Here is a 13,318-nt window from a genome sequence, read left to right on the forward strand (position 1 = left end):
ATGAACAATGCAGAAGTCATCAGTGTAATCGTACTTTTAAGGAGGGACATTAATTTTCACCAAGTGTAATTTCTTTAGAAAACAAAAACAAATGGAGGAATTAAAAATGAAAACAAAACTGAATGTATCAACTGAAGTTGAAAATGTTGCTGAAGTAAAACTAACGGAGAAAATGCAGAGGGATTTGCACGAGGTACACACTGCCCTAGAAAACTTATCAGCAGGAGTTGAAATGGCTGGGAATGTGTTGACCCGTCTTGAGTGGACTAAAGATGATATTTACGCAGCTATTAACCCAAAAGATAATAATTTTAATGAATTTGGATTAAATCAGCTATATACAACGCTTGAGTTATTACTCGATCATATCGGCTTTTTACAAAAGGAGATTGTCCAACATAAACAGGAAGCATTCAATCATCTTGATGGTTTACTGCATAGAAATAACCCTTCCACTGCAATGGAAGAGTAATATCGCTCAATTAATAATTAATCGGATTTGTTAATCAAGTCCGATTTCTTATCAATAATATTAACCAATGATAAGGAAAAAATCAATATAAATTTTATTAACAGCTTAATGGCTTGGGGAAGGAGGGGAATGACTTTTATGACGTTAACTGCATCAAGAGAATACACAGATCAAATAAATTTAGTGCTCCCAGGGGCAAAGATCATTAAGTGTAGGGGTTACATCAATAATGATGAATACAGCAAAGCTAAAGCTCCTTTAGGCTCTTACAAAGGTAAGCCGTCTTTAACTGAAGATCAAATACAAAAGCATCTTGATAAAGGTGGGTGGATCGGAACTTTAATACCCGAGAAGCACATTGTGATCGATGTAGATAATAAAGAGGTAGCACGTTACCTTTACAAATTACTGTCAGGTGAAGGGTACAAATTCCATTTGATTTCTACACCGAATGGCTGTCAGATGATCTTCAAAAATGAATCAGAAGAGAATAAAAAAATCAAAATGATAAGTAAATGGTTTACTTCAATAGGAGTAATCATTGATACCAGGGTCGGGTCTACTAATTCATTGATCGTTTTTCCCACTGCTAATACGGAAAATAGGGAGATCGTTTCAAGTGTTGAAAAAGTAGATGAACTACCAACTTTTCTAAAACCTTTATGGAACACTGCAACAACAAAAGATTATCGGTTTCCAATTCCCCTCTTAGCTGGTGATCGTAATCAATCAATTTTCGAATTAGGAAGTAAAATCAAGCGTTATGGAAAAGACTCACATGACCTAATTGAGCCGAGTTTAAAGCTTGTTCATAAATACTTCATGATCGACAAAAAAGGTTACTCGGATTATGAACTACAAGCGACTATTAACTCGATTACAGGGTTTGAAACTCCTGAACAATCAAATCAGGTAACTGCTCCGAAAAAATTAGAAAAAGTTGAATCTTTTATGATGCCAAAGCCTTTCTTTAGTCAAAATAACCGACTTTTTAAAAAAGAAATAAAGAAGGTTGATGGTGAATTTAAAGAAATAAATGCCTTGGTCAGTAGATATGTTCCTTTAATAACGATGATATATGAACATATCGAGCGAGGAGAAGTGTTCTATCAAATTTCGTGGAAAGCTGAATGTAAATGGTACCAGGAAACTGTTACCGCAAAAACATTAGCTTCGAAGCCGGATTTATTATGTCTAGCTGATAAAGGATTTAGTGTCACTGATCTGAATGGCCGTACCCTTATCGAGTATTTCGATTCTTTCTTAGCTGAAAATGATATTCCCAGGATGAAGATGGTTGATCGGTTAGGGAAGGTTAATGAGGAGTTTATCCATCCTGAAATTACTGAAAACATTTCAATAATACCGTCTGATTTCGGTTACAAAAGGATAGTTAAATCTTTATCTAAAAAAGGAAATTTAGAGGGATGGCAATCCTCTGTACTGGACTTGATAAAAGATAATCCAAAAGCTTTGTTCGTTGTGATGGCTTCATTTACCTCAATTGTTTTAGAAGACTTGAATCTGGATCCAATCATATGCGATCTGACAGGAACAACTAGTCGTGGTAAAAGTCGAGTATTGGCAGCTGCTGCATCTGTCTGGGGTGAGAGCAGAGGATTAATTAACGAGTTCAACGCTACCTTGAATTCCCTTGAAAGGAAAGCATCTTTTCTAAGGAACTATCCTTTGCTAATTGATGATCACAATAAGGCTCCCAGGCAAATGCTTGAAAAGTTAATATATACCCACAGTGGCGGGATGAGCAAGGGGCGCGCCACTATAGGGGGAATACACGAAGATTTTACTTGGAATAACATGCTAATTTGCAACGGTGAGAATTCCATCTTGAACTATGTTGAAAGGGCAGCTGGGGCAAGTGCTAGGGTAATTAGCATAGAGGATTTCAGTTTTGAGGATGATGAAGATAACTTTTTTGCAATGTTATCGGAAGGTATTGAAAACAATTTTGGGGAACCTGGCATTGCATTTCTTAAAGCCTGGCAAGATCGGAAAAATCACTTAATGCCTATGTATGAAAATTTTCGTGACTTGTTTATTAAAAAATCAAATAATAACGACGTTTTGAGAAGGTTGTCCAAACATTATGCAGCAATTGTATTCGTAGCTGATTGTTTAAATACACTATTTGATTACGAAATCGATTGTAACTCATTAGTCCACTTGTTTGATGAAATGGTTACGAGTAACAAAACGCTGGATAAATCAAAAGAACTGCTCAACGAAATTTTAGAGGATTTAGATAGTGACAGACGGTCAATTTTTTATGAGTATGAACCTTCTCACGAATCAAAGGCAGTGTTCAAAGAGGATCGGTTATATCTACTCCCTAAATACGTAAAGAATTTTTTAGGTGTTGAAACAAAACAGGTAAGAAATGATTGGTTAAAAAAAGGATTCACCTATTATTTAAATCAAAAAAACGTAGCACCTGACGTTAAAACTATCAAGCACAAAGGAAAAACGATGCAAGCTATCCCAATAAACCCTGATATTTTAACGGAACTTGGCTATGACTTTAAAGAAGAGGTTGTTATCCGGTAATGAAAATAATGATTCTTGTATTAAGGTTAGGAGAAAACATAACTCCTTAAAAACCAGTAATAGCAAGGGGTTAGGTAGCAATAATATATAAAGGTTATGAAAGTAATGATAATTATTATATATATGTGTGAATGTTCTTCTGTCTCCCCTGTATTAAACACACACAATATATATCTTATGTTGATTCTAAAAATCATTACTTTCATAACCGAAATGCTATATCTCAACTGGGAGTAATGTTCATCAGGGTTATGTTGTAGTTATGTAATTTATGATTCTCTCAAAAAAGTTATGAAAATAAAGGAGGTTTAAACACTATGAAAAAAAATATCTTGACACTCAAAGAGACAAGGTTACAAAAGCCAATGGAACTTTATGGAGTAGTAAAGAAGTGTGTGGTTTGTGGATGTAAACATGTTCACGCAGCAGAAGAGGGAAATGTTGTGGCTCATTGTATCGATCTATCTTACTTGGAATCCTATGATATAGTGATTGACCGAAATAATGAAGAAAATTTGCGATTAGCTGAAAAATACAATATCAGCCTATAAATGATTATTTTCTTTCATCTAATTAAAGAGGTGGTGCAATGTTTTGACCTTGAACCTAGAAAATAATGAACCGGCTACATTTATAGCGCAAATGAGAATTAATGAAATTCTGTATTTTATAAGTTCGGATGCAGAAGGACTTATTAAAGCAAAGGAATTAGAAGAGCATCGAGAAGATTACTTCCAGGATCTTTATGACTTTTCATTCGGTGTTGGTAAATATGATAAGGAATATGGTTTCTCATCAGATACAGCATTTTTTGCAATAGAAATTGTAAGTGCAAAATCGAACTATGAAAAACAGGTTAAGAAACAAAAAGATAAGTACAATCGCTTCTGGAGAGTTGTGAACATGATGCCACCGATTGATGCTGCAGTATTCAAGAAAGCTTTCATTCAACAAGTGACTGTTAACACTAATAGATTAAGAGAAATTATCTCTGAACATATTTCTGACTTGGAAAAGATTTATCCAGACGATGAGGAAGAGTTGTCTTTTGAAGGTGAAGAAGGTGCCAGGCTATTAGGAATAACTGAAGAGAAGCGACTCAAACGGATGAAGCGTAATAAATCTCTATTAAAGGAGTTGTGTTAATTGGTGAATAAGGAGTTTGAAACAATAAGATTGTGGATGGAAGAAGCAAATTCAATAAATGAAAAAATTGACCTCTATGAAAAAATCATTGAAGAAGAGAGTCAGCCAACCAAAGTATTAGATTTTCTAAAGAAAGAGATTGGTTACCTGAAACAAGGCTTAGATGACCTTTTCACGTTAGTAAAATCAAGGGATGATCCTTTTTCAAACTTTTTAATACTCAAATACTTCGAAGGATACACGATAGAAGAAGCTGCATTATCTTTAAATTTGGTAGTTTCATCTATGAGGTATAAACACGCAGACTTCACCCGGTATATGAAAGATAATAAAAAACCACCTGTACAAAGTAATAGTGAGGTACTAGACAAGATAGCGAAAAGTCTTAATGAGCTTTTAAATCCTAGATATGTAACATGCTGTGAGAAGGGTGGTCAAGATACAGGGATATCCCGGGAAGTTGCAAGAAAGATATTCCTTAAGGAAAGAAGAAAAGAATTAGCAGCACTAACCCCAAAAAGAAGGGCATTGTACGAAAAGTATGACCTGCAAAATCATAATGAGGTGACTGTATGAACTAATCAATGCACATAACCAGGAGAGAACAGCAAGGAGTGAGAACGTTGGGGAAATACTTAGAGCTACATGGCAAAGCTAAAGTAATCCTTCATAAAGATGAAGCGAAGAGAAGTAAAAAGCAATCACCAGTTTATTAAATTGACATACTAGGAGGAGTAGAAATGAATTTAGATCAACGTATTGCAGTGGAACGAGATCGAGTTGCTGGGGATATTCAGAAATTAAACGAGGAAAATAAAACAGATAGTGATCTTTTGAACGACTTAAAGCAAGAGTACAATGCAGCTATTTTTTCTTTAGAAGCAGAAAAAATTGATTCTGTTAATGAGCGTATCAAAACCGTAAATGATCGGATCAAGATACGGAAAGATAAGATTGAAGCTTTAGAAAATGACAATCCGCTTATTCAATCAATTGTCGTCAAGGAAGTTGAACAATGGATGAATGAAGCAGAAATTCTGGAAGAACAGGCGGAATCATTATTCAAAGAATTACAACCAAAACGTAAGAAATTGTTAGATGGTTTATCGGAGTTGGATAATATTAAAAATAGGATTAACAGTTTATCATATTCCATCAATTATTTTAATGAGCAATATATGAACGATCAAACCCGGAATAAATTGGGGTTAACGAAAGTTAGGATAAGCCCGTTAGACAACCCGGCAACCAAGATTATGAATTCTCTTTTAATCGAAAATAAGGATGTTTTTAAGAGGTCCTAATGGAGATGGCGATATACGGTTTAGCTATGCCGTTCAATCAGTTCTACTGGAACTATAATAGCCAGACTAACACTTATGAATTAGAGTTAACGAACTATGAAGTTACTGAACTATGGAAAGAGATCCCGTTAACACTGGAACATAATAAGTACTGGACAATAGGACGCACAGGAAAGAATCTGTCTGTATTGTTAAATCCTGCGGGTGTCTTCTTTAAATTGGTACCTGATACACCTGAATCATTTAAAGCATATAAGGACGTTAAAGAAGGGTTTCTAAGACATTGCAGCGTTACTTTTTTACGACATAAGAGCAGGGAATTTGTTGAGGAATGTAAGATACAATCCCTTGCTAGGATAATGAACTTGAACCATAACTTTATTGTTGAAGAACATAACGAGGTATTAGTCCATGAGATATGTTTAACTAATAGCCCAGGTAACAAAGCAACTTTCTGCACAACAGATAGAAATGATATGAGACTTAAAGGGGTGAAGTGGGATGTATATGAGTCAGAGGGAGCAGAGGGAGATGCAACAAGCCATGATGGCAGAAATGATGGGAAGAGCTCCTGAAGCTGCAGTTAAAGCTTTAGAGTTTGGGAATAAACTTCGAGATGCCTATAAACAAGCAAAGAAGGAAGGGAGCGACTTTAGCCAAGTAAGAAGAAGTCTATATAATAGCTATCACATGAAAGCAACAGTGAATAAATTAAGCGACTGGGATTCAATTAAAAACCAGATTGAAAAGTTGGAGTTGAGTATAACTTTATTAGAAGCAGACCTATTTATTTACAGAATACAAAATGAATAGCCCCCCTACCTAAATTGTGTGAAGATTAAACACAATTGGACCGAGGAGGCGCTTCGTTCGCACCGCGGATGAATTTTTCACATGAGGGGGGGTAACCCAAAAAAATGGCCGTACCTTGCCTGTGTTGCTGAATTAACGAGGGTCCGTAATCGTTTAAAGGAGTGAAAAATGTGGAAAAACTGGCTATTAATCTTAATATAAATGGCAAAAAAAAGAGATTCAAAGCCCCGAAATGCATTAGTAGCGATGTTTTTAGAAGGACACTAGAACTAGAAAAGGATATGCAGAGGTTGAAGGATCCTAATATTATTTTTAATAAATTCTATCCACTTATTACTGAAATATTCGGCAACCAATTCACTGCAGATGATCTTGCTAAAGGTATAGACGTGAGAGAAGTAATGCCGATCGTTTCAAAAGCAATTGATCATGTAATTGAGAATATGAAGTTATCAAATCAAAAAGCAGGAATTCAGAGGGAAAAGGTTGTGGTTCCGTTTGATTTTAAAAGTAGCGGCAAAAGAATTAAAAGAAATTAGATGCAAGAGCTGCAACAAAATGCTTGGAAAATTGAAGGGTATATCTGAAATCAAATGCCCTCGTTGTAAAGATTTAAATCATTTTTCAAATTGAATAATAGAGGATCAAGAATCCCTTCTTAATAAAGAGACTCTAGAAGTCCTGCCACTTTTCTGTGGTTGGGGCTTCTTTTTTTATTGGTCCTAATCGCTGGAAAGTGAGTAATAAGGCGAGAAGGTGAAATAAATGGCAGAAAGAATAGAAGGTTTATCCATAAGTCTTGGGCTTGATACCATTGGTATTGATAGCGGTCTAAAAGATTTAAAACGCAAAATGTCTTTGGTAAGTAGTGAAATGAAGGCTGGCATGTCTGTTTTTGATCGCAGTGAAAAGTCGGTTAGTAAATATGAGACTCAACTTGGATTATTAAATAAAAAGCTTGATGTCAACAAGGCTGCAGTAGCAAATGCTAAAGACGAATATGAGCGCATGAATAAACAGCATGGAGAAGGATCAAAACAAGCTGATCTTGCTGCTAAAAAATACAATGATGAAGTTGCAGCACTGAATAACTTAGAGCGCCATATCGAAGGCGTCAGCAAGGAAATGAAGGAATTTCAAGAACAACAACGAATTGCCTCCAGTGGATTCACTAAACTTGCTGATACCTTCGAAAAAACAGGCGGAAGGATTTCAAAGATTGGCGATAGCTTTAAAAACATTGGTCAAAACATGTCTTTGGCAATTACTGCTCCTCTTCTTGGCGCTTTTGCATCACTCACGAAAGGAACTGAAGAATTCAGGGGGAATATGGCCAACCTTGAAACGAATGCTCTCAATGCTGGGTTTGGTATTGATTTTGTGGGTGAAACATTAGAAAGAATTAACGGGATCGCTCCTGATGTCAATGCCAATGTGGAAGGTCTATCAAATTTAATGGCTACCAATCTAAGTGAATCAGGCATGGCAAAAGCTGTGGACTACTTAGCTGGTGCAGTCATTCGATTCCCGGACACATTGAAATTTGAAGGGTTAGCTGATGGATTACAAGAGACATTAGCCACAGGTGCTGCCATTGGTCCATTCGCTGAATTATTAGAACGGTCAGGAGTTAATCTTGATACCTTCAATGACGGCTTAACAACAGCAATTGCAAACGGTGAAGAGGAAAATTATATACTGAAGCAGTTAGCAAACACAGGCTTGGCATCTGTGAACGAAGAATTCAGAAAGAATAATGATGAGTTGGTCAAGTCGAGGGAAGCATCTTTAGCTTTTCAGGATGCAACCTCAAAGTTAGGAACCATACTCACTCCAATCGCAACAAAACTCACAACCGCATTTAATGGATTGCTGACAAAGTTTTTAGAACTAAGTCCAAGCTCTCAAAAAACGGGGTTAATATTCGCAGGAATTGCAGCTGCTATCGGTCCGGTCATCGTGGGGATCGGTACGCTTATCTCCTCAATTGGCGGCATCACGACAGCTCTTGCACCAGTGATGTCTAACATTGCAAAAGCTGGTGGCTTACTCAAATGGTTGAGACTTGGCTTTGTGGCTCTAACGGGTCCGGTAGGATTAACCATAGGAATATTAACCGGATTAGGTATTGGATTTGTCGCTCTCTATAAAAACTCGGAGACATTTAGAGAGGGAGTTGCGAATTTACTTACCAGGCTTAAAGAGTTAGGCAAGAATATGCTATCAGCTATAAAACCAGCTATTGCCGCAGTAGTCCAATTCTTCAAGGATCAACTGGCTGTGATCAAGCAATTTTGGTCTGAAAACAGCGAAACAATACTAGGTGCATTAAAAAATATCGGTAAAGTTGTAGCTGCTATATTCAAAGGGATATGGGAAACGATACAGTTTTTCATGCCATTGGTGCTTGCAATCATTAAGAGTGTATGGGGCAACATTAAAGGGGTTATAACTGGCGCACTAGATATCATCATGGGCGTGGTCAAAGTCTTTTCTGGATTGTTTACAGGTGACTTCAAAAAAATGTGGGAAGGATTAAAACAGATATTCAAAGGTGCTATCACATTCATTTGGAACTTTATTCAATTAACTTTCTATGGAAAAGTTTTAGGTGGAGCAAAAGCGTTTATCTTATCATTCCGGACATTCTTCACATCGATGTGGACGACATTGAGAAATTTGTTTTCTACATCTATAACAGCCGTATTCAACTTCCTGAAAAACGGATGGACGAAAGCAAATACGATTACGGTCACAATTTTCAGGACAATTTTTAATTTCCTTCGATCAATTTGGTCATCTATTTGGACAACCATACGTACCACAATTTCAAGTATGAGTTCGGGTATTTCTGGAACTTTTTCGGCTATACGTTCAAGTATAACGAATTTGGCTACCAGGGCGAAGGAGGGTGTACTCACTCAATGGCGAAATTTACGAGATGGTGTGACAACTCTTGCTGGTAATCTAAAATCAAAAGTGGATGACGTCTTTAAGAATATGGTAGATGGAGCAAAAGCATTGCCTGGAAAGATAAGAGATGGCATTATCAATGCTAAAGATAAGGCTGTTAAAGGTATTAAAGACTTGGGAAATGCAATGGTTGGAAAATTTGGCTCTGTGGTCAACGGAATGATCGGTGGGATTAATAATATCACCGGGAAGCTCGGAATCGATACAAAGATTAAAGAGTGGGAAGTGGAAACCTTTGCTAAAGGAACCGATGCTCATAAAGGAGGACCAATGATCGTTGGTGATAAGTATGGTAGAGAGATTGTAAGATTTCCAAACGGAAAAACCATCTTATCGCCCGATACAGATACCTTGATTCCAAACGCTCCAAAAGGGACTCAAGTTATTCCCAACTATTTGACTGAGAAGATTCTTAAAGGTGAAGTGCCGATGTATAACATGGGTGCAGGTTTAAAGGACTGGCTTGGCGATATATGGAGTTATGCTTCAAACCCAGGTAAGTTAATCAGCAAGATGATTGAATCTTTAGGGCTATCCATTAAAGGGTTAACTGGCGGTGCTGCTTCAATGGCAAAGGGTGCATTTAGTTTTGTGAAGGACAAAGCCGTTGACTTTATCAAAGGTATGTTTGATTCAGGTGGCAGCGGTAATGTTCCAATGAGCTTTGGGAATTTAATTAAAACTAGCGGTTTTGGTTATCGTGTTCATCCAATTACTGGTCGATCTCACCTTCATGGTGGCGTCGATTTTGCAGGGCCAATTGGAACAGCAATTAAAGCTCAGGTTGGCGGTATGGTCACTTCATCCGGATGGAACAATGGAGGCTACGGTAATCTAGTAACCATTAAAAATGGAATCTATGATTATTACTATGCCCACTTACAAAGAGCTATTGCGCGTGTAGGTGCATCCGTTAAAAAGGGTGACATTATCGGTACACTTGGAAACACAGGCCAATCCACAGGACCTCATTTGCATTATGAAGTACGTAAGAATGGTCAACGTATCAATCCTGGTATCGGTGGTTTTGCTGAAGGTGGATTGATCAAGAAAGAACAACTTGCTTGGGTTGGTGAAGGTAATAAAGAAGAAGTTATGATTCCGACAGGTGATCGAAGTAAACGCCCAGCTGCCATGAAATTACTTGCCTTAGCTGCTAAGAAATTAGGTGCGGATGGAGGAAGCTTTGGTAGTACGAGTCCTACTCGTTTACCAAATTCAACAGGAGGTAGCTCACGTACAGAACAACTTCTTGAACAATTAATTTTGTTGTTACAAAACAGTGCCAAAACACCGTTTACTATCCAACCGGCTGCAGTGAATATCGATAGTCAACAGGTTGGAGAAATCACGTTTGATGTCAATCAACAATTATTCGCTTCAGCAAGCAACAATAATCTATTTATGAAAGGTCTGAAGCTGAAGTAAAAACAGAAGGCACCTGAGTGATTAGGTGCTTTTTTATTTTATCTGTTTTACTTCCAGTGAACCCCATTGCTAGTAATGTGAAACCGTCACGGTTCATTAAGTACACTTTGCGACTTCGATTGTAGCTATCGGGTTCTGTAGTTTCGAAAAACATCTGCTCAAAATTGAGCACATCTTTTTTTAGGTTTTCAATATCTCGCATAACATTTCTATGTTCTTTGTTAAATGAAAGAGCGAGAGTTGTTGTTGAAGTAACTGCCTGTTGGTCTTGCATGATTACTAAATTCATTTTTATCCCTCCTTCTAAATTCTTGGTTGTTTTCTTAACCAGTTGAGTAAAAATGCCTTCGTCTCAACAACCGGGAATAACCATTCTCGACCTGGTCGGTATTTTGGAAAATCAGGATCATAAAAAAACTTGTCCAGGATATTTGATTTACTCATTCCTGTATTGCGGATTAAATCTGACATGTTCCAAAAGACGCGTTCTGAATCAATTTCTTTCAAATTCTTTTCGATTTGTTCTAAAACAAGTTTTTTAAATTCTTCTTGATTAATATTTATTTCTATCATTATTTCACCTCGTGTACTCTATTTTATTGATTTTAATATTATTTCTTCAAATGCAGTAAATTCCCTTTATTTAAAATAATTATTTTTTTGTATATATCATTGTCTATGTGAGCATGGTTGTATTCGTCCAACTACTGTCCAAGTTTCGTCCAAGTGAGGTTGGACAAAAGGAATTTATGATAGAAATAAAAAGTTTAAAACCCTTATATATCAAGCTTTTCAGACAATTAAAATCATATAAAATACCACAAGATATAATCCGCACGCAAGTACACCCATGGGAGCGCGAGCAGTACATGGAACAGTTTTAATAATAGAAACCGCTGGGGCTGTAAGGCTCTGGCGGTTTTATTTTTGTGTAAAATTGCAATGGTTATGTTGATCAGAATGAGTCATGCTCGGTTTTATCTATAACGGTGTGAGTGTTTCCATTAAAGATGTTTTTTTTACCTTTCGTGGTGATTAATTTGTGAGAACTGCCAAAAATAGCACCCGACTGAAAAAGTGCTGGCGTATTTTAACAATTAATTAAAAGCCCTTGGCCGGTTGAACTATACCCCGAATAATGGACACTTTAAAAAAGGTCCCTTATTACGGGGTTTTTCTATCTCCTTATAGTAGAAACCCGTTTATAATCAATTCAGATATATAAGCGGAGGAAGTCAAAGTGAGTAAGATTATTTTTAATGAATTTCAAATAAAAATACTAGAGAATCATCCACATGTGAAGCAAGTATCAGATCGTTCGATTACTTATCATTCGGACTTCAAGGTGAAGGCGGTTAAAGAAAATCAGTCTGGAAAAGGGCCTACACAAATCTTTATCGATCATGGGTTTGATGTTGACATGATTGGTTCTGATAAACCGAAGGGATGTTTAAAACGTTGGAGAAAAATCTTTGATATGTATGGTGAAGAAGGATTCTACACGGAACGACGTGGAAAAGGAAGTATAGGAAGACCAACATCTAAACAGGATACACAGGAAGATCGCTTAAAGAAGGCAGAAGCTCGGATTAAGTACTTAGAGGCAGAACTTGACTTCTTAAAAAAGCTAGACGAACTCGAAAGGCAGGCATAGAAGAAGAAAAAGTAACAACTAGAGGGAAATTCAGATTAATAGAACAAGTGATTCGTCAACTCTAATCTGGTGAGCTATTTTTGTGAATGGGCAGGAGTAAGTCGCAGTGGATATTATGCTTGGTTACACGCCGAAAACACTCGATCCCATCAGGACGAGAAAGATTGGAAAGATTACGAACTCATAAAAAATATATTTGATAAAAAACAGAAAAAAGCCGGAACTCTAACGATAAAAATGATTTTGGAGAACGAGTATTTTGTCACGATGAATCACAAAAAAATTCGTCGTCTTATGCATAAGTTTCATCTAGAAACGAAAGTTCGTCGGGCAAAACCATATAAGAATAGCCAAAGCAACTCATGAGAACAAGGTCGTACCTAACCTCTTAAATTGGAAATTTAACCAAAAATAGCCTAGAAAAGTACTATTACAGACATTACTTACGTTTATTACGGTTCTGGTCAACCAGCGTATTTTTCTTGTGTTAAAGACGCAGCTACCCGAGAAATCATTGCTTATCATGTGACCAGAAGTCTCAAGATGGAGATTGTCTATCGAACACTTGAGAAGCTATCTGATTCATTAAATGGATTGATTCATCCTGAAGCGATAATTCATTCGGATCAAGGAGTCCATTATACGCATCCAGAGTTTCAACGGCGAGTGAAAGAATTAGGGCTTGTACGGTCGATGTCCCGAAGCGGTAACTGTTGGGACAACGCCCCCATGGAATCATTTTTTGGTCACTTTAAAGATGAAGTAGACTAGTGCGTATAGGGTTTTTATGATTTAGTTAAGGGTAAAGTTCCGGAATAAAAATAATTCCATCTTCGTGGAGAAACATTATAAATAACGTATAAAACAGCAGACCAGATCTCCTGTGCAGCCGGGGCTAGAAGAAAACTGAAACCGAGAGTAAACTCCCAATTTGATAAAACCTTAATTGGGGGGTCTCACTAA

General features: G+C 36.9%; 16 protein-coding genes. 14 read left to right on the forward strand and 2 right to left on the reverse strand.

The features are described from left to right. Positions 1-106 precede the first annotated feature (106 nt). The 11 genes from KP78_RS11935 (at position 107) to KP78_RS21095 (ending at position 10,701) form a co-directional block, all read left to right on the forward strand. Complete coding sequence (locus tag KP78_RS11935; protein ID WP_041089250.1) at positions 107-472, forward strand: hypothetical protein; 366 nt, start codon at positions 107-109, stop codon at positions 470-472. Positions 473-610: 138 nt separating this feature from the next. Beyond that, positions 611-3,037, forward strand: a complete 2,427-nt coding sequence (locus tag KP78_RS11940) for a DUF927 domain-containing protein (protein ID WP_041089253.1) — start codon at positions 611-613, stop codon at positions 3,035-3,037. 317 nt (positions 3,038-3,354) lie between these two features. Then, entirely contained in the window at positions 3,355-3,588 is a 234-nt protein-coding gene (locus tag KP78_RS11945) for a hypothetical protein (RefSeq protein WP_041089255.1), read from the forward strand. A gap of 49 nt (positions 3,589-3,637) precedes the next feature. Further along, a complete protein-coding gene (locus KP78_RS11950) occupies positions 3,638-4,183 on the forward strand; it encodes a hypothetical protein (RefSeq protein ID WP_131272623.1) in 546 nt (181 codons plus the stop codon). Next, on the forward strand, positions 4,184-4,759 hold the full coding sequence (locus tag KP78_RS11955; RefSeq protein ID WP_041089259.1) for a hypothetical protein: 576 nt from the start codon (positions 4,184-4,186) through the stop codon (positions 4,757-4,759). It abuts the gene before it with no gap. 164 nt (positions 4,760-4,923) lie between these two features. Beyond that, positions 4,924-5,487, forward strand: coding sequence for a hypothetical protein (locus tag KP78_RS11960; protein WP_041089261.1), 564 nt, complete (start codon positions 4,924-4,926; stop codon positions 5,485-5,487). Next, on the forward strand, positions 5,487-6,062 hold the full coding sequence (locus tag KP78_RS11965) for an HK97 family phage prohead protease (protein WP_041089263.1): 576 nt from the start codon (positions 5,487-5,489) through the stop codon (positions 6,060-6,062). The genes KP78_RS11960 and KP78_RS11965 overlap by 1 nt, the downstream gene beginning before the upstream one ends. Next, on the forward strand, positions 6,019-6,300 hold the full coding sequence (locus tag KP78_RS11970; RefSeq protein WP_131272624.1) for a hypothetical protein: 282 nt from the start codon (positions 6,019-6,021) through the stop codon (positions 6,298-6,300). The genes KP78_RS11965 and KP78_RS11970 overlap by 44 nt, the downstream gene beginning before the upstream one ends. A gap of 170 nt (positions 6,301-6,470) precedes the next feature. Further along, positions 6,471-6,839: a phage tail assembly chaperone G gene (gpG, locus tag KP78_RS18665; RefSeq protein WP_052474776.1), complete on the forward strand. Its 369-nt coding sequence runs from the start codon at positions 6,471-6,473 to the stop codon at positions 6,837-6,839. Between the two features lie 19 nt (positions 6,840-6,858). Beyond that, positions 6,859-6,933 carry a hypothetical protein gene (locus KP78_RS21220; RefSeq protein WP_422723709.1) on the forward strand — a complete coding sequence of 25 codons (75 nt, stop codon included), beginning with the start codon at positions 6,859-6,861 and terminating at the stop codon, positions 6,931-6,933. Between the two features lie 132 nt (positions 6,934-7,065). Continuing rightward, positions 7,066-10,701 (forward strand): peptidoglycan DD-metalloendopeptidase family protein, encoded by a 3,636-nt coding sequence (locus tag KP78_RS21095; protein WP_052474777.1) that lies wholly within the window; start codon positions 7,066-7,068, stop codon positions 10,699-10,701. Here the strand turns inward: KP78_RS21095 and KP78_RS11985 are convergent. Both KP78_RS11985 and KP78_RS11990 read right to left on the reverse strand, forming a co-directional pair. Further along, positions 10,676-10,990 (reverse strand): Rha family transcriptional regulator, encoded by a 315-nt coding sequence (locus tag KP78_RS11985; protein ID WP_052474778.1) that lies wholly within the window; start codon positions 10,988-10,990, stop codon positions 10,676-10,678. The two genes, KP78_RS21095 and KP78_RS11985, sit on opposite strands and share 26 nt — an antisense overlap. 14 nt (positions 10,991-11,004) lie before the next feature. Then, entirely contained in the window at positions 11,005-11,274 is a 270-nt protein-coding gene (locus KP78_RS11990) for a group-specific protein (RefSeq protein ID WP_041089267.1), read from the reverse strand. Between the two features lie 667 nt (positions 11,275-11,941). Between KP78_RS11990 and KP78_RS19590 the strand changes: the two genes are divergently transcribed. The 3 genes from KP78_RS19590 to KP78_RS18680 all read left to right on the forward strand — a co-directional run bounded on the left by KP78_RS19590 (position 11,942) and on the right by KP78_RS18680 (position 13,126). After that, positions 11,942-12,355 carry an HTH domain-containing protein gene (locus KP78_RS19590; protein ID WP_041089269.1) on the forward strand — a complete coding sequence of 138 codons (414 nt, stop codon included), beginning with the start codon at positions 11,942-11,944 and terminating at the stop codon, positions 12,353-12,355. A gap of 69 nt (positions 12,356-12,424) precedes the next feature. Further along, positions 12,425-12,721, forward strand: a complete 297-nt coding sequence (locus KP78_RS21225; RefSeq protein WP_052474779.1) for an IS3 family transposase — start codon at positions 12,425-12,427, stop codon at positions 12,719-12,721. A 72-nt stretch (positions 12,722-12,793) separates the two neighbouring features. After that, positions 12,794-13,126 carry a DDE-type integrase/transposase/recombinase gene (locus KP78_RS18680; protein ID WP_235420943.1) on the forward strand — a complete coding sequence of 111 codons (333 nt, stop codon included), beginning with the start codon at positions 12,794-12,796 and terminating at the stop codon, positions 13,124-13,126. Positions 13,127-13,318: the final 192 nt, after the last annotated feature.

This window comes from Jeotgalibacillus soli, from assembly GCF_000829435.1.
GTDB classification, from domain to species: Bacteria; Bacillota; Bacilli; order Bacillales; family Jeotgalibacillaceae; genus Jeotgalibacillus; species Jeotgalibacillus soli.

Bases quoted from the DNA above. Each gene is read 5' to 3' on its own strand.
- KP78_RS11935 (WP_041089250.1), top strand. From the start codon at position 107: ATGAAAACAAAACTGAATGTATCAACTGAAGTTGAAAATGTTGCTGAA.
- KP78_RS11940 (WP_041089253.1), top strand. From the start codon at position 611: ATGACGTTAACTGCATCAAGAGAATACACAGATCAAATAAATTTAGTG.
- KP78_RS11945 (WP_041089255.1), top strand. From the start codon at position 3,355: ATGAAAAAAAATATCTTGACACTCAAAGAGACAAGGTTACAAAAGCCA.
- KP78_RS11960 (WP_041089261.1), top strand. From the start codon at position 4,924: ATGAATTTAGATCAACGTATTGCAGTGGAACGAGATCGAGTTGCTGGG.
- KP78_RS11965 (WP_041089263.1), top strand. From the start codon at position 5,487: ATGGAGATGGCGATATACGGTTTAGCTATGCCGTTCAATCAGTTCTAC.
- KP78_RS11970 (WP_131272624.1), top strand. From the start codon at position 6,019: ATGCAACAAGCCATGATGGCAGAAATGATGGGAAGAGCTCCTGAAGCT.
- KP78_RS21095 (WP_052474777.1), top strand. From the start codon at position 7,066: ATGGCAGAAAGAATAGAAGGTTTATCCATAAGTCTTGGGCTTGATACC.
- KP78_RS11985 (WP_052474778.1), bottom strand. From the start codon at position 10,990: ATGAATTTAGTAATCATGCAAGACCAACAGGCAGTTACTTCAACAACA.
- KP78_RS11990 (WP_041089267.1), bottom strand. From the start codon at position 11,274: ATGATAGAAATAAATATTAATCAAGAAGAATTTAAAAAACTTGTTTTA.